Raw genomic sequence first — 23,115 nt, forward strand, 5'->3', positions numbered from 1 at the left:
GTTGTTTCACCGACGTCCTACTTGAGGAGGCCTTCGGCCTTGAGCGCCGCCTGCACGTTCGGCCGCGCGCCCACGCGCTCCTGGTAGCTCTTGATGGCGGCGAAGGGGCTCAGGTCCACGCCCACGTGCCCGGCCCAGCTGAGCACCGTGAAGAGGTAGGCGTCGGCGACGGAGAACTCCCCGCCCTGGAGGAAGGACTGCTTGCCGAGCGTCTCGTTCACGCTCGTCAGGCGCTTGATGGCCATGGCGCGGAACATCTTCTTGGCGTCCTCGGGCAGGTTGGGGTTGAAGAGCGCGCCCATCGTCTTGTGCAGCTCGGTGCTGATGAAGTTGAGCGTCTCCTGCAGCCGGTAGCGCTCCAGCGAGCCGTTGGCCGGCGCGAGCTTGGCGTTGGGGGCCTTGTCGGCGATGTACTGCACGATCGCCGGACCCTCGGTGAGCACCGAGCCGTCGTCCATCACGAGCGCCGGCACGTAGCCCTTGGGGTTGATGGCGTTGAAGTCCTGGCCGGACGCCGTCTTCTTGCTGCCCAGATCCACCTTCTCGGCCTCGAACTTCTGGCCCGCCTCGAACAGGACGATGTGCGGCGAGAGCGAACAGGCGCCAGGGGCGAAATAGAGCTTCATGGGGAGTGTCTCCGCGGTTGGAAAAAGGCCTGAAAACAGGCGGCGGATTACTGCTCCAATCCCTCGCGCATTGCCAGCACTTCGCGGGTCCCTTCTTCACACTGCGGATGACACGTCGCGTTGGGGGCGGAGGCCCTAGAGTGCGCCCACGCCTTTTTTCGAGGAGCAATCACCCTGACCCCACCCACCCCGAAGAAACGCGCCCCGGCGCGCAAGCGCGCGGTCACGAAGACACCAACGGATTCTTCCAAGAAGGCTGGAGCCGTTGGGGCTTCACGCGCGGATCCCGCCGTGCACGCGTTCCTGGAAGCGCTGGCACATCCCCTCCAAAAAGAGGCCAAGGCCCTGCGCGCGCTCATCCTGGAGGTCAGCTCCGACGTCCTGGAGGAGATCAAATGGAACGCGCCGAGCTTCCGCACCACGGAGCACTTCGCGACGTTCAACCTGCGCTCGCGCGAGCACCTGCGGCTGGTGCTCCACCTGGGCGCGAAGGTGAAGGCCACCGCGAAGACGGGCATCCAGGTCGCCGACCCGTCGGGTCTGGTGGAGTGGCTCGCGCCGGATCGCGGCCTGGTGACCGTTCGCGACACGAAGGACTTCCAGCGCCAGCGCGAGGCACTCCAGACGCTGCTGCGCGAGTGGATCCGCTGGGTCTGAGCGCGGCCCCCGCGCGGGGAGGCCGCCAGGGTTTGGGTTGGACTGGATTCCTCCAGTCCTCTCGAAAAGCGTTCCGCCATTCAGCGGGCCTGACAGTGGATTCCCTGGAATAACGGAAATCCTTGCCTAGGATGCGCGGCCTTCCAGCCCCAGGGGTCCGTGCATGTCGCTTCCCGTTTCACGCCTCACACCTTTCCTCGCCCTCCTCGGTGTCATGACGCTCGGCTGTGGTTCACCGGCCGAGCCCGCGCCCGAGCCAGAGCCCCAACCCGAAGTGGACGCCGGCACCCCGCCGCCCGCCGACGCGGGCACGGAGCCCGATGCCGGGAGCACTCCCGACGCGGGCACCGAGCCGGACGCGGGCACCGAGCCAGACGCGGGCACGACTCCCGACGCGGGCACGACTCCCGACGCGGGCACCGAGCCGGATGGAGGCGCACCTCAGACGCCGCGCGAGTTCTCCTCGTCCTTCGAGGCGCAGGATCCCCAACCGACGTGGATCACCACGGTGGAAATTGACGCCCAGGGCAAGAAGAAGGCCTCGGGTGTCATCGGAGACAAGGACACGCGCATCCTCGGCAGCATCTCCGATCGGGTGGTCGCGGTGACCGCCAACGGAGAGAACCTTCCCGACGAGGGCGCGGCCCGGGCCGCCGACGGCGAGGTGCTGTCCAAGTGGTTGGTGTTCACGAGCACCGGCTGGCTGCGGTTCCAACTCGCCGAGCCCATCGCCGTGACGCGCTATGCCCTCTCCTCGGCCAATGACTCGCCCGAGCGGGATCCCTCCGCCTGGACGCTCGAGGGTTCGGACGATGGCACGAGCTGGACCGAGCTCGACCGCCGGAGCGGCGAGTCCTTCGCCTCGCGCTTCGAGACGCGGACCTACACGTTCTCCAACACCACGCCCTATCTCCACTACCGCCTCAACGTCACCGCCAACCGCGGCGCCACGATCGTGCAACTGGCCGAGCTCCAGCTCTCCACGGGCGACGACACGCCCCGACCGGTGACCGACATGCGCAGCGTCGTGGGCAAGGGCCCGGCCGCCTCGCACAACGCCAAATCCGGCGCGGGCTTCACGGGCAAGCACGCGCTGCGCTTCGCGGGCGAGGTGACGGCGAGCGGCCACGGCTATTCCTACAACAAGCTCTTCGACGTGGACGTGGCCGTCACGCCGACGACGGAGCTGTCCTACCGCATCTTCGTGGACGAGGCGCTGAAGGACCCGAACTTCCCGGGGACCTACGCGGCGCTCGATCTCGCCTTCGACGACGGCACCTACCTGAGCGAGCTGAACGCCCGCGATCAGCACCACGCGGTGTTGAGCCCGGCGGGGCAGGGCGCGTCGCGGACGCTCTACACCGGCGAGTGGAACCACAAGGTCTCGCGCATCGGTGACGTCGCCGCGGGCAAGACGATCAAGCGCATCCTGATTGGCTACGACCAGCCGAACGGACCCGTCGCGCTCTTCGGCGGCTGGATCGACGACATCCGCATCACGGACACGCCCGGCCACGTGACGCCCACGCACCTGTCCGATTACGTGACGACCCTGCGCGGGACGAACTCGAGCGGCGGCTACTCGCGCGGCAACAACATCCCCGCGACGGCCGTCCCCCACGGCTTCAACTTCTGGACGCCGGCGACCAACGCGGGCTCGACGAGCTGGCTCTACGACTACCACCGCCGCAACAACGCGGACAACCGGCCGACGCTCCAGGCGCTCTCCCTGAGCCACGAGCCGAGCCCGTGGATGGGGGATCGGCAGAGCTTCCAGATCATGCCCTCGGGGGCCGAGGGCACGCCGAACGCCAGCCGCACCGCGCGGGCGCTGGCCTTCCAGCACGAGAACGAGATCGCCCGGCCCCATTACTACGGGGTGCGGTTCGACAACGGCATCCAGGCCGAACTCACGCCCACGGATCACGCCGCCGTCTTCCGCTTCACGTTCCCCGACCGCAACGCGAGCCTCCTCTTCGACAACGTGAACAACAACGGCGGGCTCTCCCTGGATCCCTCCGGACGGGCGCTCACCGGCTACTCGGACGCGCGCAGCGGGCTGTCGACGGGCGCGTCGCGCATCTTCATCTACGCCCGGTTCGACCGGCCGGTGTCCGCGGGCGGCATGCTCCCGGGGGGCGGGGGCGCGAACGTGACCGGCTACCTGCGCTTCACCGTGCCGGCGGATGACCGCACCGTGACCATGCGGATCGCCACGTCCCTCATCAGCGTCGAGCAGGCCCGGAAGAACCTGGCGCTGGAGATCGCGGAGTCCGAGGGCTTCGAGGACGTGAAGGCCCGGGCCCGGGCGCTCTGGGATCAGCGGCTCGCGCTCGTCGAGGTCCAGGGCGCCAACGCGGATCAACTCACCACGCTCTACTCCAACCTCTACCGGTTGTTCCTCTATCCCAACTCGGGCTTCGAGAACACCGGCACGGCGGACGCGCCGGTCTACCAGTACGCGAGCCCGGTGTCGGCGGCCGTGGGCACGGGCACGCCCACGCAGACCGGCGCGAAGATCGTGAACGGCAAGATCTACGTGAACAACGGCTTCTGGGACACCTACCGGGCCACCTGGCCCGCCTACGCGCTGTTCGCGCCGACCCAGGCGGGCGAGCTGATCGACGGCTTCGTGGAGCACTACCGGGAGGGCGGGTGGATCGCGCGCTGGTCCTCGCCGGGCTACGCGGACCTCATGACGGGCACGAGCTCCGACGTCGCCTTCGCGGACGCCTACGTGAAGGGCGTGCACAACTTCGATGCCGCGGCGGCCTACGACGCGGCGGTGAAGAACGCGACGGTGCGGCCGACCCTCGCGGGCGTCGGGCGCAAGGGGCTCGAGACCTCGATCTTCCTCGGCTACACCTCGACCGAGACCGGCGCGGGCCTGTCGTGGGCCATGGCGGGCTACCTGAACGACTTCGGCATCGCGAACATGGCGAGCGCGCTCGCCGCGGACCCGGCCGACCCCCGCCATCAGGAGTACGTGGAGAACGCGGAGTACTTCCGGGGGCGCGCGCTCAACTACGTGAACCTGTTCGACCCGGCCATCCAGTTCTTCCAGGGCCGGGACATGAGCGGCGCGTTCGTGGTGCCCGTGGAGGAGTACGATCCGCGCGTCTGGGGCCACGACTACACCGAGACCAACGGCTGGAACACCGCCTTCGACGCGCCCTATGACGGCCAGGGACTCGCCCACCTGCTCGGGGGAAGGGCCCAGCTCGGCGCGAAGCTCGACGAATTCTTCGCCACGCCGGAGACCGCGAGTCATCCCGGCTCCTACGGCGGGGTGATCCACGAGATGATCGAGGCGCGGGACGTGCGCATGGGCCAGCTCGGACTGAGCAACCAGCCCTCGTACCACATCCCCTACATGTACAACCACGCGGGGCAGCCGGCGAAGACCCAGGAGAAGGTCCGCGACGCGCTCGCGCGCCTGTGGATTGGCAGCGACATCGGCCAGGGCTACCTCGGGGACGAGGACAATGGCGCCATGTCCGCGTGGCACCTCTTCAGCGCGCTCGGCTTCTACCCGCTCGGGGTGGGCAGCTCGGACTACGCCATCGGCTCGCCGCTCTTCACCCGGGCGATCGTCCACCTGGAGAACGGCCGCGACCTCGTCATCAACGCGCCGAACAACAGCCCGAGGAACGTCTACGTGCGGGGCCTGCGCGTCAACGGCGCGACCTACACGAAGACCTCCCTGCCGCATGCGCTGCTCGCCGCGGGCGCCACGCTCGACTTCGACATGTCGGCGTCGCCCTCCACGTGGGGAACGGGGGCGGGGGATGTGCCGCCCTCGCTCACGCCCGAGGGGGTGCCCCCCCAGCCCCTGGGGGACGTCGCGCGCGGGGGAACGGCCACCGCCAGTGACGGCACGACCGTGGCTTCGCTCTTCGACGACACCTCGATGACGAGCGCGCGCTTCACCGCCGAGAACCCGTCGCTGCTCTACGCGCTCGGCTCGGGCGCGCGGGAGGTCGCCTTCTACACGCTGACCTCGAGCTCCGGCACGGTCGACCCGACCGGCTGGACGTTGAGCGGCTCCACCGATGGCGTGACCTTCACGACGCTCGATCAGCGGACCGCGCAGACGTTCCGCTGGCGCTCCCAGACGCGCGCCTTCAAGGTCGCGACGCCGGGCGCCTACACGCACTACCGCCTCGAGTTGACGGGCCCGACGGGCCTGTCGCTCGCCGAGGTCGAGCTGCTCGCCCGGTAGTCGCGTCGGAGCTGGCCAGGGAGCAGGCGGGCGCGTGCGGCCCGCCTGCTCTCCGCGCGACTAGGTGCGGCGCAGTGCCTTGAAGGCGCCGGTGGACCACATCGCCCAGCCCATGAGCACGGGCTGGAAGAACAGCCGCACGAGCCGCCGGGTGTCCGTGTTCAGGCCGAACGCGGAGATGCGCTGGTCGTACTGGTGCAGGTTGCCGGGGAAGACCGCCGCGAAGAACGCCGCCAGGCCCAGCCCCATGAGCGCCCTGTGCCGCTTGCCGAGGAGCAGGGCCAGCCCGAGCCCGATCTCCACCACGCCCGAGAGCAGGACCACGGTGTCCTTGTCCATGGGCAGCCAGTCCGGCACCTGTGCCTGGAACGACTCCCGCGCGAAGGAGAGGTGGCCCGTGCCCGCCCCGGTCATGAAGGTCCCCAGGAGCCACCGGCCCGCGTTCTGAAGTGGGGTCGTCGTTGGTGGGGTGTTCGTGATGTCTCGCAGCATCGGATCCCTCCCGCTCCATCCGCCATCGGGTCGCGGGCCGATTCAGGACCCGGTGTCCCGAAAGTGCGATGCGCGGAGGAAAACCGCACCTCCCGTCTGGCCGCTCGCACTCCGGCCGACGGGAGATGCCTCGGGGTCGGGTTTTACCGATCACCCGTCCAGGTGTTTCCCCCGCCGTCCTTGAACGAGAACCTCCCGGTCGAGGGGGCATCCGTGGAGAAGAGGTTGCCGGAATGGGACCGCGCCCCCGTGACGCTCGAGTTCTTGAGGGTGAGCGAACCCGTGGTCGGAATCTTGCCGCTCAGCGGGCTCGGCGGGGCCTTGTGCGAGTCGTTGGCCACGAAGCCGAACGCACCGGCCCGCTCCAGGACGATGCGCACGCCGTCGAGCTCCGTGTCCTCGATGCGCTGGCCCTGCGTGCTCTGGACGAGGACGCCGGCATAGACGGGGTCGATGATGTCGATGTCCTTCAACCGGATGCCCTGGAAGCGCAGGGGGGCGGAGGGCGCGGCGGGCGAGTATGGATTGGCGGCGAACAACCAGACCGCGCCCCACGTGCGCCGCGCGGTCTCGTCGCCGTGCACGCCGTCATCGTCCCACCACATCCGGCCGCCGCAGCGCTCGACCGTCACGTTCTGGATCGTGGTGTGCCCGGAGAACTCGTGCTGGGGCGCGAACTCGTTGTCCACGGTGATGCCCGGGTAGCGCAGGGTGTCGTAGACCACCGAGTCCTTGATGACGTTGTCGTGGCCGCCGTAGACCGCGAAGCCCGCCGCGCGCCAGATGAGCCCCGCCGTGCAGCGCTCGATGACGTTGCCCTGGTTGGGGCCCTCGGGCTGGTGGACCCAGGGCGTCTCGGGGATGGGCGCCTTGTCCCAGGTGATGGCGGACCACATGGCGAAGGCGTCGTCGCCGGTGTTGCGCGCGGTGCAGTTCACGATGCGCGAGTTCGTGGTGCCATTGCAGAAGTTGATGCCGTCCGCGATGGTGTTGCGAAAGCGGCTGTCCTCCCAGAGCATGTTGTCGCCGCCCTCGACCCAGCCGCCCACGATCATCCGCTCGATCCACAGCCGCTTGAAGACCGCGTTGTGGTGCATGTAGCGGTCGAACGCGCGGCCAATGCCGTCGTAGCTGTCCCACGGCCATTGGTTGAGGTCGGCGGCGGCCTTGTTGTAGCGCACGGTCCGGTTGCGCCAGCTGCCGAAGATGGCGAAGTCCTGGAAGGTGATGTTGTCGCCGCTCAGGCGGAAGCCGAACTCGTGGTTGTAGCCCACGTCCTTGGGAGACGGCGGCACGATGCGCGTGTGCCACATGCCGGCGCCCTGCACCGTCAGCCCGGCGGGGACGTAGACCTTGGGCTGCATGGGGTTCTCATGCGCCATCACGTAGTCCCCCGGCGGGAGGAAGATGCCGGGCTTGCCACCGCTCTGGGCGTCCTGGAGCGCCCGCACGATCGCGGCCTCGGTGAACTCGCGCACGACGACGTAGTCCGCCGGGACGGAGCGGGGCTCGGGCACGAGCTCCAGGTCCATGAAGTCGACGGTGACGGGCACCTGCGCGGAGGCATCCGGGGAGACGAGCTTCACCACGTCGCCCGGGTTGATGGTGGCCTGGCCGTTGGTGGCCAGCAGCACGTGCGCCTCGTCGTAGATGTGGTGCGCGGCGGTCCACGGCAGCTTCAGGCCGAAGTTCTCGTCGTTGGGGCTCGGGTTCTGGGGCAGCTCGTCCACCTGCTGGCGGGGCAGGGCGTTGTGCGTCTGGGTGTTGTTCGGACCGGTGTAGAGCCAGGCGTAGTCCGAGTTCACCGTGAGCGTGGCGACCTTGGCGTCATTCACGTAGACGTCCAGGTGGGCCTCCCTCTCGTCCGGCACGCTGTAGCGCACCACGACGGCGTTGGCCTTCACGCGGCTCGTCCACGCGATGGAGGCGGAGGGGCTCGGGAGCGTCACCGCCTCGCGGTTCGAGGCCTCGCCGGAGAGCGTGCCTTCCAACCACGCGCCCGAGACCGTCCGCTCGAGCGTGGCGCCGCCGGACAGCGCGCCCGCCTCGGCCTCGTACTCGTCCCAGGACACGGTGGCCCCCCGGGGCGCGGGGGTCTCGCCCGGGTTCTCGATGGGGCCCGGTTCGGGGTTTTCATCGGGTTTGTCGTTGCAGCCAACGAGCAGCAGGCTCGCGCAAAGCGATACGAGGATGGGACGCATCATCGGGGGTGGACTCCTCTTCGTGACGGGAGGCGGCAATGTACAGGCGGGGATTCGGGGCGGGTGGAGTTGTCGTGAACCCGGTCGTCTGACGCGCCGCGTGAAGGAGGGCCATTGACGCACGGGCGGAGGGGAGGGGTAGCGTCGTGCGTTCATCGCGCTGTCAGGAGTTTTCCAATGAAGCTCTATTTCGCGCCCCGCACCCGTGCGACACGTCCTCGCTGGCTGCTCGAGGAACTCAAGATTCCGTATGAGCTGGTTCGTGTGGACCCGGCGCAACCGCCTCCGGAACTCCAGACGTTGAATCCGTTCGGCGAGGTCCCGGTGCTCGTCGATGATTCCGTGACCCTGTTCGAGTCGGCCTCCATCTGCCTGTATCTCGCGGACCGCCACCCCGAGAAGGGATTGGCTCCCGCGCCGCATGCACCCGAGCGGGGCGCCTACTACCAATGGCTGCTCTTCGCGGAGCGGACGCTCGAACCGCTGGCGTTGGAGCTCCGCCGGGGGGGCCCGCTCGCGGAGCCCGAGCGCAAGCGGCTCGACGACGTGCTCACGGTCGTGGAGCGGGCACTCGGGGACCGCGAGGTGTTGGTGGGCAGCGCGTTCACCGCGGCGGATCTGGTGATGGCCTCCCTCCTCCACATGCTCGTCCACGCGGGGGCACTCGAGTCCCGCCCCCGGCTCGTGGACTACGTCAAACGACACACCTCCCGCCCGGCCCTGCGCAGCGCGATGTCCTAGGCGGTTGAAGCGCGTACGATGCGGTCATGCGCTGCTTCCGTTCCCGTCTTCTCTTGCTGGGGCTCCTGACGTCTCCAGCGCTCGCCGCCGTCCCCTCTGGTTTCCAGGAGACGGCGTACAGCGCGCCGACCTTGACGCCCACCACGGGCCTGGCCTGGGCGCCCGATGGCTCGGGTCGGCTCTTCGTCACGAACAAGAACGGCCAGGTGCTCGTCGCGACGATGCGCGATGGGGCGCTCGTCGAGCAGGACGCGAAGCTGGTCACCTCCGTGTTCGCCACCGAGTCGGTCTACACAAACAGCGAGTGTGGCCTGCTGGGGATCGCGTTCGACCCGAACTACGCCGTCAACCGCTACGTCTACCTGTTCCTCACGGCGACCAGCACCCGGCAGCAGATCATCCGCTACACGGACGCGAGCGGCGTGGGCACGGCGCGCACGGTGCTCGTCGACAACCTGCCCACCGCCGGACAGAACCACAACGGGGGAGCGATTGGCATCGGGCCAGAGGGAAAGCTGTACTGGGCCATCGGGGACCTGGGCAACGGCACGGGGGTGAACGCGGATCTCACCTCGATGGCGGCCAAGGTGAGCCGGGCCAACCTGGACGGCACTCCCGCCAATGACAACCCTTTCTTCGACGGGGTGGGTCCCAACAGCGAGTACGTCTGGGCGCGCGGCTTCCGCAATCCCTTCACCTTCACCTTCCAACCGGACACCGGGGCGCTGTGGGTGAACTCGGTCGGAACGAGCTACGAGCAGGTCTTCGTCCCGGGCAAAGGCGCGCACGCGGGCTACAACGCCTACGAGAACAACCAGCCTCCCTCGGGTTACATCGCCCCGGCCATCAAGTACCGCACCAACGGCACGGACTCGCGCGCCCTCACCGCGACGGGCGCCGTGCGCGGCGCGGGCGTCACCACCTTCACCACCACCGCGGCGCATGGCTTTCGCAAGGGGGAGAAGATCACCGTGGCCGGCGTGACGGACGCGAGCTTCAACGGGAGCGTCTACGTGGCCAGCGTCCCGAGTGACACCACATGGACGGCGGCGCAAGCCGGGGCGGACGCGGCGAGCGGCAACGGCACCGCGACGACCCAGAACCTGGGCGGCTCCATCACGGGGGGGACCTTCTACGACTCCACCCTCTTTCCCAACGACTACCGGGGCAACTTCCTCTTCGGGGATTACAACTCCGGACGGCTGGTGCGCGCCACGCTGGCGGCGGACCGCTCGGTGGCCACGGTGGAGGCGTGGGCCAGTGGTTTCAACCAGGCCGTGGACCTGGCCGTGGGGCCAGATGGCGCGCTGTATGCCGTGAGTGTCACCGCGGGACGCCTGCTGCGGATCACCCCCACCGCTCCCGGACAGAAGCTCCTCGTCTCGGCGCTGCACCTGTCGGTCGTGGAGGGCGGCCAGGCCGTGTTCACGGTGCGGCTCGCCGAGGCGCCCACCGCGGACGTCACCGTCAGCGTGGCACGGGCCTCGGGAGACACGGATCTCACCGTGGAGGACGGCACGTCGCTCACCTTCACTCCGGCCAACTGGAACCAGTTGCAGCGCGTCACCCTCGCCGCCGCCGTCGACGTGGACACCACCGCGGACAGCGCGGCCTTCTCGGTGTCCGCCCCGGGCCTCAGCCCCGAGACGGTCCAGGTGCGGTCCATCGACGACAACTCGTCGCGGCTGGTGCTGTCCTCCACGGCCCTGACGCTCACGGAAGAGGAGACCGCGTCCCTGACGGTGGCGCTCTCCAAGAACCCGGCCCGGACGGCCACCGTCACGGTGGCGCGCACGGAGGGGGACACGGACGTCACCGTCACCAGCGCCGCGACCCTGACCTTCACCGTGTCCAACTGGAGCACGCCGCAGACGGTCACCGTGGCGGCCGCCAAGGACGTGGACCTGGTGGCGGACGCCGCGACGCTCACCCTGGCCCTGGCCGGCGGAGACGCGCGCACGGTCTCCGTGAGTGTGCGGGACAATGACGCCGAGGCGCCCGTCATCACCTCCACGCCGGACACCTCGGCGGTGGTGGGCGTGCCGTACCGCTACCAGGTGGTGGCCGATGGGCTGCCCGCGCCCACCTTCTCCGTGACGAGCGGCGTGGCGGGCCCGGCCATCGACGCCCGCACCGGCCTGCTCGTCTGGATGCCGGAGACCCCGGGCACGGTGGACCTGACGGTGAGCGCGAGCAACGGCACACCCCCGGACGCCCAGCAGTCCTTCCAGGTGCGTGTGAAGGCCGCCGAGCCGACGCCCACCCCGGACGCGGGAACCGGCACGGGCGAGCCGCCGCGGCCCCCCGAGGCGCCGGGCGGCGACTGTGGCTGTGGCGCGGCGGGCCCCGAGGGCGCGCTGGCCTGGGGGGCCCTGCTGCTGGGCCTGCGCTTGCGTCGGAGGCGGACGGGAGCCTCGCGAGGCTGAGCCCTCGGCGCACGAGGAGAGGGGCCGTGCTCTTGGCGGGGCAGCGAATGGGTTCGCTGCCGTGGACTCAGCGAATAGATTCATCCGCCATGGACCACGAGCAGGACGCCGAGCAGATCATCGCGCTCTACCATGAAGGCGCCGACGTCTGGGACAGCCAGCGCCAACGTGCTTTCATCGAGCGGCACTGGCTGGAGCGCCTGGTGCGTCTGATTCCCGCGCGGGGAGAGATTCTGGATATCGGCTGTGGTGCGGGTGTGCCGATCGCCGAATACTTCTTGCGGCAGCGGTTTCGCGTCACCGGCATCGACGCGTCCGAAGCGATGATCGCCCGCTGCCGCCAGCGTTTCCCGCGGGCGCGATGGCAGGTCGTGGACATGCGCGCGTTGGCGTTGCAGCGCACGTTTCACGGCTTGATCGCCTGGGACAGTTTCTTCCACCTGACGCGCGAGCATCAGCGCGCGATGTTTCCGCGCTTCGCCCGACACGCCGAGCCGGGCGCTGCGTTGCTGTTCACCAGCGGCCCCGGTGACGGTGAAGTGATGGGCACCTTTCTCGAGCGACCGCTCTATCACGCCAGCCTCGACCACGCGGAGTACCGTCAACTGCTGGCCGCCAATGGTTTTCAGGTGCGGATGCAGGTCACCGAAGATGCCAGCTGCGGCGGGCATACGGTCTGGCTGGCACAACGGGCGAGCCCGTAGGTCCTTCGTAAAAAGAAGGAGGCCCGGGGCGCGGTGCCCGCGGACCATGTCCGAAAAGGAGGGATGCATGCGAAAACGGACATGGGCGTCGAGCGTCGGCGACCCGGGAGGCGCGCCCCTACGCCTTGGGCTTTGGCCCCGGCAATGGCATCACCTCCACCGCGTCGCGCGTCCGTCGCCTCGGACCAAGGTCTCCTCGGTGTGGTCGGTCGCGTCTCATGTACGCCAATCCCCAGTGCGGCCTCCACCCCAGGCACAGACGAAGACACCTCACGCGAACGTCCCGCGCAGCGGCCTCGCGCATGCCTGGTCGTTTCGGTGCGCCGACGCCTCAGGGGTTCTGGTTGGAGAGCAGCCACTGGAAGGCATTCACGCCGGAAGTGCTCTGCGTGGCGAGGTCATCGGTCACGGTCCAGCCCTCATGGGCAGTGGATGGGGAGAGGGTCAGCCGTGCGGCCGGCTCGCCCGCTTGAGCGCGAGTGTAGCCGTCGGCATGGCCGACCCGATTGGCCTTGTCCACCCATCCCTTTTCGTTCGTCAGCGCCGCCACGGGATCTCCGCTGTTGTGGAAGGCCCAGACCGCCCGCGCAAATCCCGAAGAGAAGACGGGTCCTCATGGTGCCCTTGGGGTCGCACACGGGAAGTTGAGAGACGCGTTTCCGCCTCTCCCGCCCAGGCCCTTCACCGTGTGGCTCCTGCCTCGAACGACCCGGGCGCTCAGTTGGAGCAGAGCACCGCGGACGGGTAGTCCGCGGCCCCACTGCGGCGATGCCCCAGGCCGATGACGTACTGGTTGTCAGCGCATTGTCCCTTGTACTGGCTCACGCTCCAGTCGCCGCCCGAGGACGAGGCGCGCTGGTCTCCGCTCCAGAAGTTCTTCGCCGACTTGCCGTTGAGGGGGATGCCGCCGGTGTTCTGCTCGCAGAGCAGGCCCGCCAGCTCGAGGAAGAATGGGTTCGCCGTGGACAGGCCCACCGCGTAGGCCCCCGGGGGGCACTCGAACTTGATGCTCTGGCTGGCCCAGTCTCCCGGGTAGCGCAGCGGGGAGACCTCCTGGGTGACGGTCTGGTGGTTGCCCGTGCCCTGCTGCGCGGGAATGGCGCCCGCGTTGGTGCAGAGCAGGGAGAAGTTCGCGCTCACTCCCACCAGCCGGTAGCCCCGTGGGCAGCTGATCTTCGCCTTGCCCGAGTGCCAGTCGGTGTCCAGCGCGTTGTTGTCCACGTAGTAGGTGGAGCTCCCGCTCTTGAGCAGGACGGTCATCGGCAGGAAGCGCGTCGCCTCCACGGCGCCTGTCCGCCCGTTGGCCCCGAGCAGCCGCCCCAGGGGGCCCGTCCCGAGCCGCCAGTCCCCGGCGCGCACGCCGTTCCAGTCCGGGTAGCTCCACAGGCCGTAGGTCTCGTCCTCGCCTTGCACCGTGTTCTGGATCTTCGAGGCGTTCATGGCCCAGTAGGCCCAGTCGACGTCCTTGTCGATCAGGTAGTCCGCGAGGTGGTTGAACCATGCCCGCGAGTTGGCCGCCTGCTCGTTGTAGCCAATGCCGAACTCGCTCATCCAGACCGGCGCGGTGTACGCCTGGTTCGCCGCGAGCACGAAGCCCCACTCCTGGTCCAGCGTGGCGTGGAGCGTGGCCTTGTCCATGTCCGCGTACTTCGGGCCGCTGCCCAGCGAGCCGCCCGACTGCCGGGGCCCGGTGTAGCCATAGTTGTGCACGGCGTAGACGAGCTTGTCGCCGCGCAGCAGGGCGACGGGCCGCTGCCGCACGGGCTTGAGCTGTGGGCGATCTCCGTCCAGGAGGCCCCACCAGTTGACCGCCTCGACGACGATGAGCAGGTCCGGGTTCGTGCGCAGCAGCAGGTTGCCCATCGTCTGGGCCGCCATGTGCCAGTCATGCCGGTTGCGCATCCCCCAGTTGGGGCTGTCCAGGCCGTCCGGACGCACCTCGTTGCGCAGGTCCGCCCCGGCCACCCATTTGTTGCCCTGGTAGCGCACCGCCATCATCACCCAGTCGTCCTGCCACCGCTGCAGGGCCTGGCTGCTGTCCCAGAAGCCATTGCCGTCCCAGCCGCAGCACCACATGGACTTCGTCGTGTGGTTGTTCAGGACGACCACCAGGCCCTGCCGCGTCAGCTCCGCCACGACGGCGTCGAAGACCTCGAGCGCCGTCTTGTTCATCAGCTCCGGGTTCTTCGTGGGATCGATGCACGCGACGCCGTACTTCTCCAGACACCGCTGGGCCGCGGGCTGGGTGTTGTCCGGGTGCAGCATGTTGTTGGAGAACGGCAGGCGGATGGAGTTGAAGCCCTGCGCCTTGATTCCCGAGACGAGGTCCGACAGCTTCTGCTTCTCCAGGCCGCCCACCACCTCGAGCTGATCACTCGCGCCGAACCAGTTGACGGATTTGAGCTTGAAGCGCTCGCCGCAGCGGTCCACGACGTACCGGCCCCGGGTGCTCAGCGGAACACGCGGCTCGCACTGCGCCGCGGCCATCCCCGCGCGCCCGGGGCTCGTGTCTGTCTGGGCCAGGGCGGTGGGTCCGCCCAGGTGGAGGACCGCCAACATCCACAACAGAGGACTGTTCTTCATCGGCAACGGCTCCTGAAGGAGGGAGCCGGGACTCAACTCCCGGAAAACAGGAGCGTCCAGGAAGAACGTCCAAAAGCCCCGGCGCGTTGGCGGCGGCCGGGACAGCACCTCCACCTGCCCCTTTGCCTCATCTGCGTGGCGCTTCCCGCGAGGTGCCTTCGCTCTCAGGCCATCACGCGGGATGGATCTCCAGGGGCAGGCTTCTCACGCCCCGGACGGTCATGGAGACATTCCAGGCGAGCGGCTCCGGGCCGGGGGTGAGCGCCGCGCACCGGGGAAGGAGCGACTCCAGGGCCACGCGCGCCTCCAGCCGGGCCAGGGGCGCTCCCAGGCAGAAGTGCATGCCGTGGCCAAACCCCAGGTTGTGCGGCCCCTTGCGCTCCAGGCGGAAGTGCTCCGCATCCGGGGTGTAGCGCTCGTCCCGCAGGGCCGAGGCCATCAGCGCCATCACCACCGAGCCCTGGGGCACGGTGACGCCCGCCAGCGTCACCTCCTGGGTGCACAGCCGCATGGTGGCCTGCACCGGCGGCTCGAAGCGGAGCACCTCCTCGAGGAACGCGGGGATGAGGGAGAGGTCCGCGCGCAGCCGGGCCAGGAGCCCCGGTTGCTCGGCGAGGATGCGCACCGAGTGCCCCACGAGGTGGAGGGTGGTCTCCAGCCCCGCCACCAGCAGCACGAAGAGAAAGCCCATGATCTCCGGGTCCGTCAACGACTCCTCCCCCCGGGCCTGGAGCAGCTCACTCACCAGATCCTCGGTGGGCGCGGCGCGGCGCCGCGCGATCAGCTCCCCCAGGTACTGCTCCATCTCCGCCACGATGCGCTTGCACTGCGCGATCTGCTCGGTGTCCCCGGGCTGGGACGCGCTGATGGCGACGATGCCGTCGGACCATTCCTTGAGGCGCGGGTTGAGCGAGGGATCCAATCCCAGCAGGGTTCCGAGCGCGCTCGCGGGAAGCGGCAAGGCGAAGTCCTCGATGAAGTCCGCCCTCCGGCGCTCGAGGACGCGTTGGGTGCACGCCTCGGCCGTGGCACGAAGGGCGGGCTCGAGTCGGCTCAGGGACGCGGGCAGGAAGGGACGGCTGACCGCTCCGCGCAGCCGCCCATGGTATTTCGGGTCATCGACGAAAAGCATCGAATCGGCGAAGGGGTTGCGGCCGATCCAGGGCGGATCGGCCGCCAGCCGCAGCCCCGCGACGGTGTAGACCTTCGGGGTCTTGAGGATGTGCATGACATCCTCGTAACGGCTGACGGCCCACAGCCCTCCTGGATCCACCTGGACGACGGGGGCGTCCCGGCGCAGCGCCGCATAGAGCGGATAGGGATTGGCCCGGAACTCGGGAGACATCAGATTCACGCGCTTCTGTCCAGCCGCTGGGTTCATGGGCTCGCGAAGATAAGCCACAATCCCCTCCGCGTTCCTTGTCTCCCTTTCCGACCGGGTTCAGGTCTTCCCGGCAAAGGGCTTCGTCGCCGACTCCGCGTGGGCGGGCGAGGGCCTCGTCGCGATCTCCCGGGTGGCCGCCTCATGCAGGACGACCGGGCGCGGGACGGGCTCGCGCACGAGCAGGGGCGCGACCTCGGCGGGGGAGGGGTCCTCGAGGTCCACCAGCCGCCGCTGGCGGGCCCACCGGGCCTTGAAGGTGTCGCGCATCCACAGGGACAGGTCGACGGGGGGCAGGGCCTGCCGGACGGGCTCCAGGGCGTGGAGGAAGGCCCGCGCGTCGGTGAAGCGCCGGGACACGTCGGGCTGGAGCGCCTTGTCGAGCACCGCGCGCAGCTGGGCGTAGGCGACGGGCGCCTCGGGCCGGGGCTGGTCCGGCAGGCGCAGGCCCGTCGACGGAAAGTCCGGCAGGTCGCCGAACAACAGCTCGTAGAGGATGCGGCCCAGGGCGAACAGGTCCCCGGAGGCGGTGGCCTCGGCGCCCTCGATGCGCTCGGGCGGCATGTACGCCTCCTTGCCGATGACGTTGCCCACCTGGGTGAGCCGCTTGTCCACCGAGCCCGTCGTGGGACGTCGCGCCGCGACCGGATCCCTCGGGCCCTCGGCGCCGTGCGCGATGCCGAAGTCGACGACCTTCACCACGCCGTCGAAGGACACGATGAGGTTGTCCGAGCTGATGTCCCGGTGGATGACGCCCCGCTCGTGCGCGTAGGCGATGCCCCGCAGGGCCTGCTGGCAGACCTCGACCACCACCTCGAGCGGCAACGCACTGCCCCCCGCCACCCGCTGCGCGAGCTCCAGGGTGCTCGCGCCGCTCAGGTACTCCATGACGATGAACCAGCCGCCCTCCAGCTGCCCGAGGTCATGCACGGACACGATGTTCGGGTGGTGCAGCCGCGCGGCCGTGCGGGCCTCGCCCATGAAGCGCTGCATGCGCACCAGGGCGTCCTCGTTGTCGGCGTTGTCGTCGTCGTCGTCGAGCATGCGCTTGAGCACGACGAGCCGGTGGAAGCCCTCGCGGCCCATGCGCAGGGTGAGCCACACCTCGCCCATGCCGCCGCGGCCGAGCCGCGCGAGCCGGCGGTAGCGATGGATGCCGGTGCCCAGGTCCGCGCCGCGCAGGGAGCGCGCGGTGAGGATGGCGAGCGCCGAGGAGGCGAGCAGCAGGAAGGGCACGCCCACGAGCGCGAAATACTGGCGTCCAGACACCCAGCCCGCGTCCACGGCCAGCTCCCGGCCGAGCAGCCCGAGCGCGAGCACCGAGGCGACGACCACGGCGACGGCCATGGCGCCGCGGCGCTTGAGCAGGCGCAGGCCCTCACCCGCCCAGGCGCTGGCCACCACCGTGGCGAGCAGCCAGAACATGGGCAGGCTCACGTCCGCCGTCGCCCGGGACAGGCCCTCGGCCGTCACCTGGTTGGAGCGGAAGGTGAGGATGGACCAGGAGGCGGCGACCACCCGCACCGCGCCGCACAACAGGGCCACGCCCAACAGCACCCGACGCCAGCGCGTGAGGGGCACGTCCAGCAGGGACCACACCACCCGCAGCAGCGCGTAGGGCAGGAAGAGCGAGGGGATCGCGCCCACCAGGAGCCAGAAGCGCGTGTCGGCGAGCGTCACGCTGGCCTCCCGGCTGGTGAGCCCCGTGGAGAAGGCGAGCAGCGCGAAGCCCAGGAAGCTCGTGGCGAGCCAGAACTGCACGCGCTGGGTGCGCACCGCGAGCCAGGTGGCGAAGTGCAGCAGCGCGAGGACGAAGAACGCGCCCCCGAGCATGAGGTGCGACAGGGCGTAGGGCATCACGGGTGACTGACTCCGCTCGTTCGTCGCCGCGCGCCAGGGCCCGCGTCGTCAATAGAGGTTCGTCTTGTAGTCCTTCTCCAGGCCCTTGCGCAAAAGCCCGGTCACGCCGGGCACCGACAGGGCCGCGCTCGCCAGCCGCGCCCCGAGCCCCTTGTCGCTGTTGAGCTTGACGTGCTCGACGAAGATCTGGGACGGCTCGAGCCCCTCGGGCCGCGCCGGGGCGGGCCAGAGCCGGGCGCGCACGAGGGCCGGGCTCTCGCGCGGCTCCAGCCGGGGCTCGTCCACGCCGATGGCCAGCGTGGGCGTCTTGTCCTGGACGACGAAGCGCGCGCGCACCGCGTCATCGGTCGTGAGCCAGGCGCGCCCGGAGAGGTGCGCGACGTGGGGAGAGCCGGGCACCAGCAGCAGGGCGGCCACCTGGGGCTGGGCGAGGATGTTGCGGAAGCTGTCCACGCGGCGGTTGCCGGGCCGGTCCGCGAACCACAGGCGGCCCTCGTCGAGCCGCGTCAGGGCGCCCGCCGGGTCACCCCGGGGACTGAGGTCCATGCGCCCGTGCGCGTCCACCGTCGCCAGCGCCATGAAGCGGCTCGTGGCCACGAGGGCCTCCGGGTCCCGGAGCGGCGCCTCGACGGGCGCGGCCTTCCAGAAGTCCGAGCGCAGGAGCGCCTTGGCGCAGTGGCCGAAGCACTCCTCCACCGCCACGCGCAGCTCGCCCTGGTCCGCCTGGGTCACCCGGCCGTTGACGCGCAGGGTCTCGCAGACGCCGGGCAGCAGGAACAGCGCGCCGAAGCTACGCCCGGGTCGGGCCAGCGTCGGGTCGTCCAGGAGCGCGAGGGGCAGCCGCAGCTCGTGCGCCTCGCCTCCCGCGAAGCCGGGCGCGCCCCCGCCCAGGGTGAGCGCGAGCCGGGGCCCCTCCCCGAAGCCCGCGAACACCAGCGGGGACGCGGCGAGCCAGCGCAGGGCGCCCGCGTCCAGGTGATCGATCACCTTGAGGTTCACCACCGCGGGCGCCGCGCCCACGCAGTCTTCCAATGCCGTCACCGAGGTGATGGAGCCACGCATGCGCTGTCCTCCTGTGCCCTCAACCTGACCGGATTCGGGCTTGACCGCATGCCGCAATCTGGTCAATTTGTTTCGAAATCCGGCCACGCGCCCGGGAGCGGCCTTGCATGTTCCTCTCCGAGGATTCCCTCGACCCCCTCGACGTCGACCCGGACGAGGTGCCCCGGCCCGTGCTGGTGGCCGGGATGCGGCGCATGAGCGGCGATCACGAGCTGAGCTTCCACGCCCACCGCAAGGCGCAGCTGTTCTTCATGCACCGGGGCGAGATGACGTGCGAGGCGTCCAACGCCCTGTGGCTCGTGCCGCCCCAGTCGGCCCTGTGGATTCCCGGGGGCACGTCCCACCGCATCAAGGTCCGGGCCCCGTTCGAGGGGTTCTCGTTGTTCGTGGAGCCGGACGCGGTGAAGACCCTGCCCGGAGCGTGCTGCTCGGTCGTGGTCAGCCCGCTGCTGCGCGAGCTGCTCTTTCGCGCCGCGGGCCTGCCGGTGCTGTATCCGCTCGACGGCAAGGAGGCCCGGCTGGTCACGGTGCTGCTCGACGAGCTGGCGGCGGCCCAGGTGGAGGACTTGAGGCTGCCCATGCCCACGGAGGCGCGGCTGCGCAAGCTCGTGGAGGCCCTCACCGTCCAACCCGCGGACGGCGCGACGCTGGACGCGTGGGCCCGGCGGATGGGCATGGGGGCGCGGACCTTGAACCGCCTGCTCGTCCGTGAGACGGGCATGAGCTTCGGCCGCTGGCGCCAACGGCTGCACATCATCTTGGCGCTGCAATGGCTCACACGGGGCGCCTCGGTCCAGAGCGTGGCGCTCGACCTGGGTTACGAGAGCGCGAGCAGCTTCGTGACCATGTTCCGCAAGGCCCTGGGCACCTCGCCCGCGCGCTACATCACACGGAGGCTCGACCGCGCGCGTGCGGGTGAGGGTGACTGAGACCCCGCGCGTGGCTACATTGTCTCATGCGCCGCGAACTCGCTCCTACATGGCTCGTGGTGATCGCCAGCTCATCCGGAGGCTTGCCGGCGCTCTGTGCGCTGGTCTCGGCGCTGCCGGCCGACCTGCCCGCGGCCGTGCTCGTCGTGAGTCACACCTCGCCCATCAGCCAGCGCCGGTTGCCCACGCTGCTCTCGGCGGCGGGCCCTCTTCCCGCCGCCTATGCGGACGAGGGCCAGCCGCTCGCGCGGGGGATGATCCTCGTCGCGCCTCCGGACCGGCACCTCGTCGTCCAGGGCCGGGAACTGCGGTTGACGGTGGAGGCGAAGGAGCACCTCATGCGGCCCGCGGCGGACGTGCTCTTCCGCTCCGCCGCGCGGGCGTTTGGTGCGCGGTGCATCGGAATCGTCTTGTCGGGGGGCGGTCAGGACGCCGCGGCGGGGCTCGCCGAGATCCAGACCGCCGGAGGCCGCGCGCTGATCCAAGCGCCCGAGGACGCGAGGCTCGCGATGATGCCGTTGAGCGCGCTCGCCCGGGTGACGCCCGATGCCTGTGTCCCCGCGGCCCAGTTGGGCCCCATCGTGGCCCGGCTCGTGCGGGAGCGGGAGACGACGCGCGGTCCGGCGCGGACGCGGGCGCCGCGAGCGGGCGCGCCCCCCGCATCCCCGGCATTGAGGGGCCTGCGGGTCTTCCTGGCCGAGGACGACTACCTCATCGCCTCCGAGGTCGTCGGCATGCTCCACGGGCTGGGCTGCGACGTGGTGGGCCCGGTGGGGGACCTGGATGTCGGCCTGCATCTGCTGGAGCGGGAGCGCGGACGGCTGGACTGCGCGGTGCTGGACGTGGATCTGCGAGGGGAGCGGGTGCTGCCGCTCGCCATGGAGCTCGCGTGGGACTCGGTGCCGTTCGTCTTCGCGACGGGGTATGGCGGGGACATCCTCCCCGAGGCCTGGGCGGGCGCGCTCCGGATCCAGAAACCCTATGACACGCGCACGCTCGGCGCGGCGCTGCGGCGTGCCTTGCGCCTGCGCTGGTTTCCGCCCCGCGATGCGACCGTGGCCGCGCCCCGCGGCGGCTTCAGCGCGGATTCGCTCAAGGACTCGCGCAACCTGCTCATGCGGTCGCAGGCGCTGCGGGCGGCCTCCGCGGGCCAGAGCCTCACGAAGTCCTACGAGGCCATCCGGAGCACCCATGAATGCATCGCCCGCTCGGCGCTCCGCACGGGTGCCGCGCGACGGATGCTGCACGATCAGGCGCCGCCAGGACCTGGCGCGGAGGAAAAGGCCCGTGAGGACGACACGTAGCGGAGCGCCTCCCGCCCGGACGCGGGCTCGCGCCGGGACGCGCCCCGGGTGACCACCGCCATGTCATGGCCCCTGGGCCCGAGCGAGATGGCCCGGCGCATCCGTGAACACGACTGGACGGCCACGCCCCTGGGGCCCTCGACGCACTGGCCCGGCGCCCTGCGGACCCTCGTGGACATGCTGCTGGCCAATGGCTTTCCCATGATCGCGCTGTGGGGCCCCGACCTCATCCAGCTCTACAACGATGGCTACCGGGACATCATGGGCCTCAAGCATCCGGCGGGCCTGGGCCAGGCCACCCAGGTGTGCTGGCCAGAGGTGTGGCACATCAACGCGCCCATCTACGCGCGGGTGCTCCAGGGAGAATCCCTCTCGTTCGAGGACGCGCTCTATCCGCTCATGCGCAACGGCCTCCTGGAGAATGTCTGGTTGTCGCTGTCCTACAGTCCCCTGCGGGACGAGACCGGCACCATCGCCGGGGTACTGGTCACCCTGGTGGAGACGACCGAGAGTCTGCGCGCGGCGGCGGAGCTGCGCGAGAGCGAGGCGCGCTTCCGCGCGCTGGTGATGAGCACCTCGGACTCCCTCTACCGGATGAGTCCCGACTGGCGCGAGATGCGCGAGATGCGGGGCAAGGGCATCCTCTCCGACACCCATGCGCCCAGTCCCTTGTGGGAGGACACGTACCTTCTGCCCGAGGACCGGCCGTGGGTGATGGCCCGGATCGACGAGGCCATCCGGAACCGCACCCCGTTCGAGCTGGAGCACCGCGTGCGCCATGCCGACGGGAGCGTGGGCTGGACGCTGTCGCGCGCGTTCCCCCTGCTCGACGAGAAGGGCGAGGTGGTGGAATGGTTCGGCCTGGCGGCGGACATCACGGCGCGCAAGGAGGCCGAGCGGGAGCGCGAGCGCGCCGAGGCCCTCGTCCAGGTGGATCGGGTGCGGCGGGTGCTCGTCGCGGAGATTCAACACCGCTCGCGCAACCTGCTCGCCGTCGTGCGCTCCCTCGTCGTCCAGTCGTTGCGCGCCGCGCGCTCCCTCGGGGAGGCCGAGACGCGCATCACCGACCGGCTCGCCGCGCTCTCGCGCGTGCATGGCCTGCTGTCCCGCGCGGAGCTGCCCGCCGTGACCGTCCGGGAGTTGGTGGAGCTGGAGCTGGGCGCCACGGCGCACGGCGTCTCGGACCGGCTCGTCCTCGACGGTCCGGACGTGACGCTCCCGGGACGCGCCGTGCGGACGTTCTCCCTCGCGCTGCACGAGCTCGCGACGAACGCGGTGAAGCACGGCGCGCTGGGCGCGGACAGGCGAGGTCGGGTCCTCGTCACCTGGGGCCTGCGCGACAGCGCGACGCTCTTCCTCGAGTGGGTGGAGACCGGGGCCGTGGCGCCCTCCCCGCGGCGCGACGCGGCGCGGGGCTTTGGCCGGGAGCTCATCGAGCAGGCGCTTCCCTACGAGCTGGATGCACGGACGCGGCTGGACATCCGCGAGGACGGCGTGCGCTGCACCATCGAGCTGCCCCTGGGCGAGGCCGGCCCGTGAGCGCGCCCGGAGACCCGCTCTCCGGCCGGGTCCTGCTCGTCGTGGAGGACGAGTACCTGGTCGTGCTGGAGCTGGCGGAGGAGTTGGAGCGCCGCGGCGCCACGATGCTCGGGCCGGTCCCCGACGTGCGGCGGGCGCTCCGGCTGCTCGAGGGCACGGCCCGATTGGACGGGGCGCTGCTGGACATCCGGCTCTGGGACGGGCTCGTCTATCCCGTCGCCGAGGCGCTCCGGGCCCGCGCCATTCCGTTCGTCTTCGTCTCCGGCTTCGAGCCGGAGTTCATCCCGGAGCGCTTCCGGGACGTACCCCTGTGCACCAAGCCCCTCGACCTGGACACCGTCGCCGCGGCGCTCTTCGGCGCATCCGCCTGAGCGCGCCCGTCGACTCG

The 23,115-nt window shown here is 70.1% G+C and carries 17 protein-coding genes; 9 read left to right on the top strand and 8 right to left on the bottom strand.

Annotated elements, in window-relative coordinates; all coding sequences use genetic code 11:
* Nucleotides 1–17: 17 nt before the first annotated feature.
* Nucleotides 18–626: a glutathione transferase GstA gene (gstA, locus tag I3V78_RS16140; RefSeq protein WP_204488923.1), complete on the bottom strand. Its 609-nt coding sequence runs from the start codon at nucleotides 624–626 to the stop codon at nucleotides 18–20.
* A 291-nt stretch (nucleotides 627–917) separates the two neighbouring features.
* On the opposite strand from gstA, the gene I3V78_RS16145 reads away from it, so the two are divergent.
* Both I3V78_RS16145 and I3V78_RS16150 read left to right on the top strand, forming a co-directional pair.
* Nucleotides 918–1,283 (top strand): DUF1801 domain-containing protein, encoded by a 366-nt coding sequence (locus I3V78_RS16145; protein ID WP_204488925.1) that lies wholly within the window; start codon nucleotides 918–920, stop codon nucleotides 1,281–1,283.
* Between the two features lie 163 nt (nucleotides 1,284–1,446).
* Nucleotides 1,447–5,505, top strand: coding sequence for a GH92 family glycosyl hydrolase (locus I3V78_RS16150; protein WP_204488927.1), 4,059 nt, complete (start codon nucleotides 1,447–1,449; stop codon nucleotides 5,503–5,505).
* 60 nt (nucleotides 5,506–5,565) lie between these two features.
* Here I3V78_RS16150 and I3V78_RS16155 read toward each other — a convergent pair whose 3' ends face one another.
* Both I3V78_RS16155 and I3V78_RS16160 read right to left on the bottom strand, forming a co-directional pair.
* Complete coding sequence (locus I3V78_RS16155; RefSeq protein WP_204488929.1) at nucleotides 5,566–5,997, bottom strand: DoxX family protein; 432 nt, start codon at nucleotides 5,995–5,997, stop codon at nucleotides 5,566–5,568.
* Between the two features lie 143 nt (nucleotides 5,998–6,140).
* On the bottom strand, nucleotides 6,141–8,201 hold the full coding sequence (locus tag I3V78_RS16160) for a secreted glycosyl hydrolase (RefSeq protein ID WP_204488931.1): 2,061 nt from the start codon (nucleotides 8,199–8,201) through the stop codon (nucleotides 6,141–6,143).
* A gap of 174 nt (nucleotides 8,202–8,375) precedes the next feature.
* On the opposite strand from I3V78_RS16160, the gene I3V78_RS16165 reads away from it, so the two are divergent.
* The 3 genes from I3V78_RS16165 (at nucleotide 8,376) to I3V78_RS16175 (ending at nucleotide 12,069) form a co-directional block, all read left to right on the top strand.
* On the top strand, nucleotides 8,376–8,939 hold the full coding sequence (locus tag I3V78_RS16165; RefSeq protein WP_204488933.1) for a glutathione S-transferase family protein: 564 nt from the start codon (nucleotides 8,376–8,378) through the stop codon (nucleotides 8,937–8,939).
* A 26-nt stretch (nucleotides 8,940–8,965) separates the two neighbouring features.
* A complete protein-coding gene (locus I3V78_RS16170; RefSeq protein ID WP_204488935.1) occupies nucleotides 8,966–11,365 on the top strand; it encodes a PQQ-dependent sugar dehydrogenase in 2,400 nt (799 codons plus the stop codon).
* An 89-nt stretch (nucleotides 11,366–11,454) separates the two neighbouring features.
* Entirely contained in the window at nucleotides 11,455–12,069 is a 615-nt protein-coding gene (locus I3V78_RS16175) for a class I SAM-dependent methyltransferase (protein WP_204488936.1), read from the top strand.
* A gap of 331 nt (nucleotides 12,070–12,400) precedes the next feature.
* Here the strand turns inward: I3V78_RS16175 and I3V78_RS16180 are convergent, their stop codons facing one another.
* From I3V78_RS16180 to I3V78_RS16200, 5 genes are all read right to left on the bottom strand, one after another.
* Entirely contained in the window at nucleotides 12,401–12,619 is a 219-nt protein-coding gene (locus I3V78_RS16180; RefSeq protein WP_204488938.1) for a hypothetical protein, read from the bottom strand.
* Nucleotides 12,620–12,786: 167 nt separating this feature from the next.
* A complete protein-coding gene (locus I3V78_RS16185; protein WP_204488940.1) occupies nucleotides 12,787–14,652 on the bottom strand; it encodes a glycoside hydrolase family 5 protein in 1,866 nt (621 codons plus the stop codon).
* 172 nt (nucleotides 14,653–14,824) lie between these two features.
* Complete coding sequence (locus I3V78_RS16190; protein ID WP_239577832.1) at nucleotides 14,825–15,997, bottom strand: cytochrome P450; 1,173 nt, start codon at nucleotides 15,995–15,997, stop codon at nucleotides 14,825–14,827.
* 96 nt (nucleotides 15,998–16,093) lie between these two features.
* Nucleotides 16,094–17,890, bottom strand: coding sequence for a serine/threonine-protein kinase (locus I3V78_RS16195; protein WP_239577834.1), 1,797 nt, complete (start codon nucleotides 17,888–17,890; stop codon nucleotides 16,094–16,096).
* Nucleotides 17,891–17,941: 51 nt separating this feature from the next.
* Nucleotides 17,942–18,955: a pyridoxamine 5'-phosphate oxidase family protein gene (locus I3V78_RS16200; protein ID WP_204488947.1), complete on the bottom strand. Its 1,014-nt coding sequence runs from the start codon at nucleotides 18,953–18,955 to the stop codon at nucleotides 17,942–17,944.
* 107 nt (nucleotides 18,956–19,062) lie between these two features.
* Between I3V78_RS16200 and I3V78_RS16205 the strand changes: the two genes are divergently transcribed.
* The 4 genes from I3V78_RS16205 to I3V78_RS16220 are packed head-to-tail and all read left to right on the top strand — an operon-like array spanning nucleotide 19,063 to nucleotide 23,098.
* Nucleotides 19,063–19,884, top strand: coding sequence for an AraC family transcriptional regulator (locus I3V78_RS16205; protein ID WP_204488949.1), 822 nt, complete (start codon nucleotides 19,063–19,065; stop codon nucleotides 19,882–19,884).
* A gap of 26 nt (nucleotides 19,885–19,910) precedes the next feature.
* Nucleotides 19,911–21,188 (top strand): chemotaxis protein CheB, encoded by a 1,278-nt coding sequence (locus I3V78_RS16210; RefSeq protein ID WP_275583490.1) that lies wholly within the window; start codon nucleotides 19,911–19,913, stop codon nucleotides 21,186–21,188.
* Nucleotides 21,189–21,248: 60 nt separating this feature from the next.
* Nucleotides 21,249–22,727, top strand: coding sequence for a sensor histidine kinase (locus I3V78_RS16215; RefSeq protein ID WP_204488953.1), 1,479 nt, complete (start codon nucleotides 21,249–21,251; stop codon nucleotides 22,725–22,727).
* Entirely contained in the window at nucleotides 22,724–23,098 is a 375-nt protein-coding gene (locus I3V78_RS16220) for a response regulator (protein ID WP_204488955.1), read from the top strand. The genes I3V78_RS16215 and I3V78_RS16220 overlap by 4 nt, the downstream gene beginning before the upstream one ends.
* Nucleotides 23,099–23,115 lie beyond the last annotated feature (17 nt).

Origin of the sequence: Archangium primigenium (assembly GCF_016904885.1) — a bacterium.
GTDB classification, from domain to species: domain Bacteria; phylum Myxococcota; class Myxococcia; order Myxococcales; family Myxococcaceae; genus Cystobacter; species Cystobacter primigenius.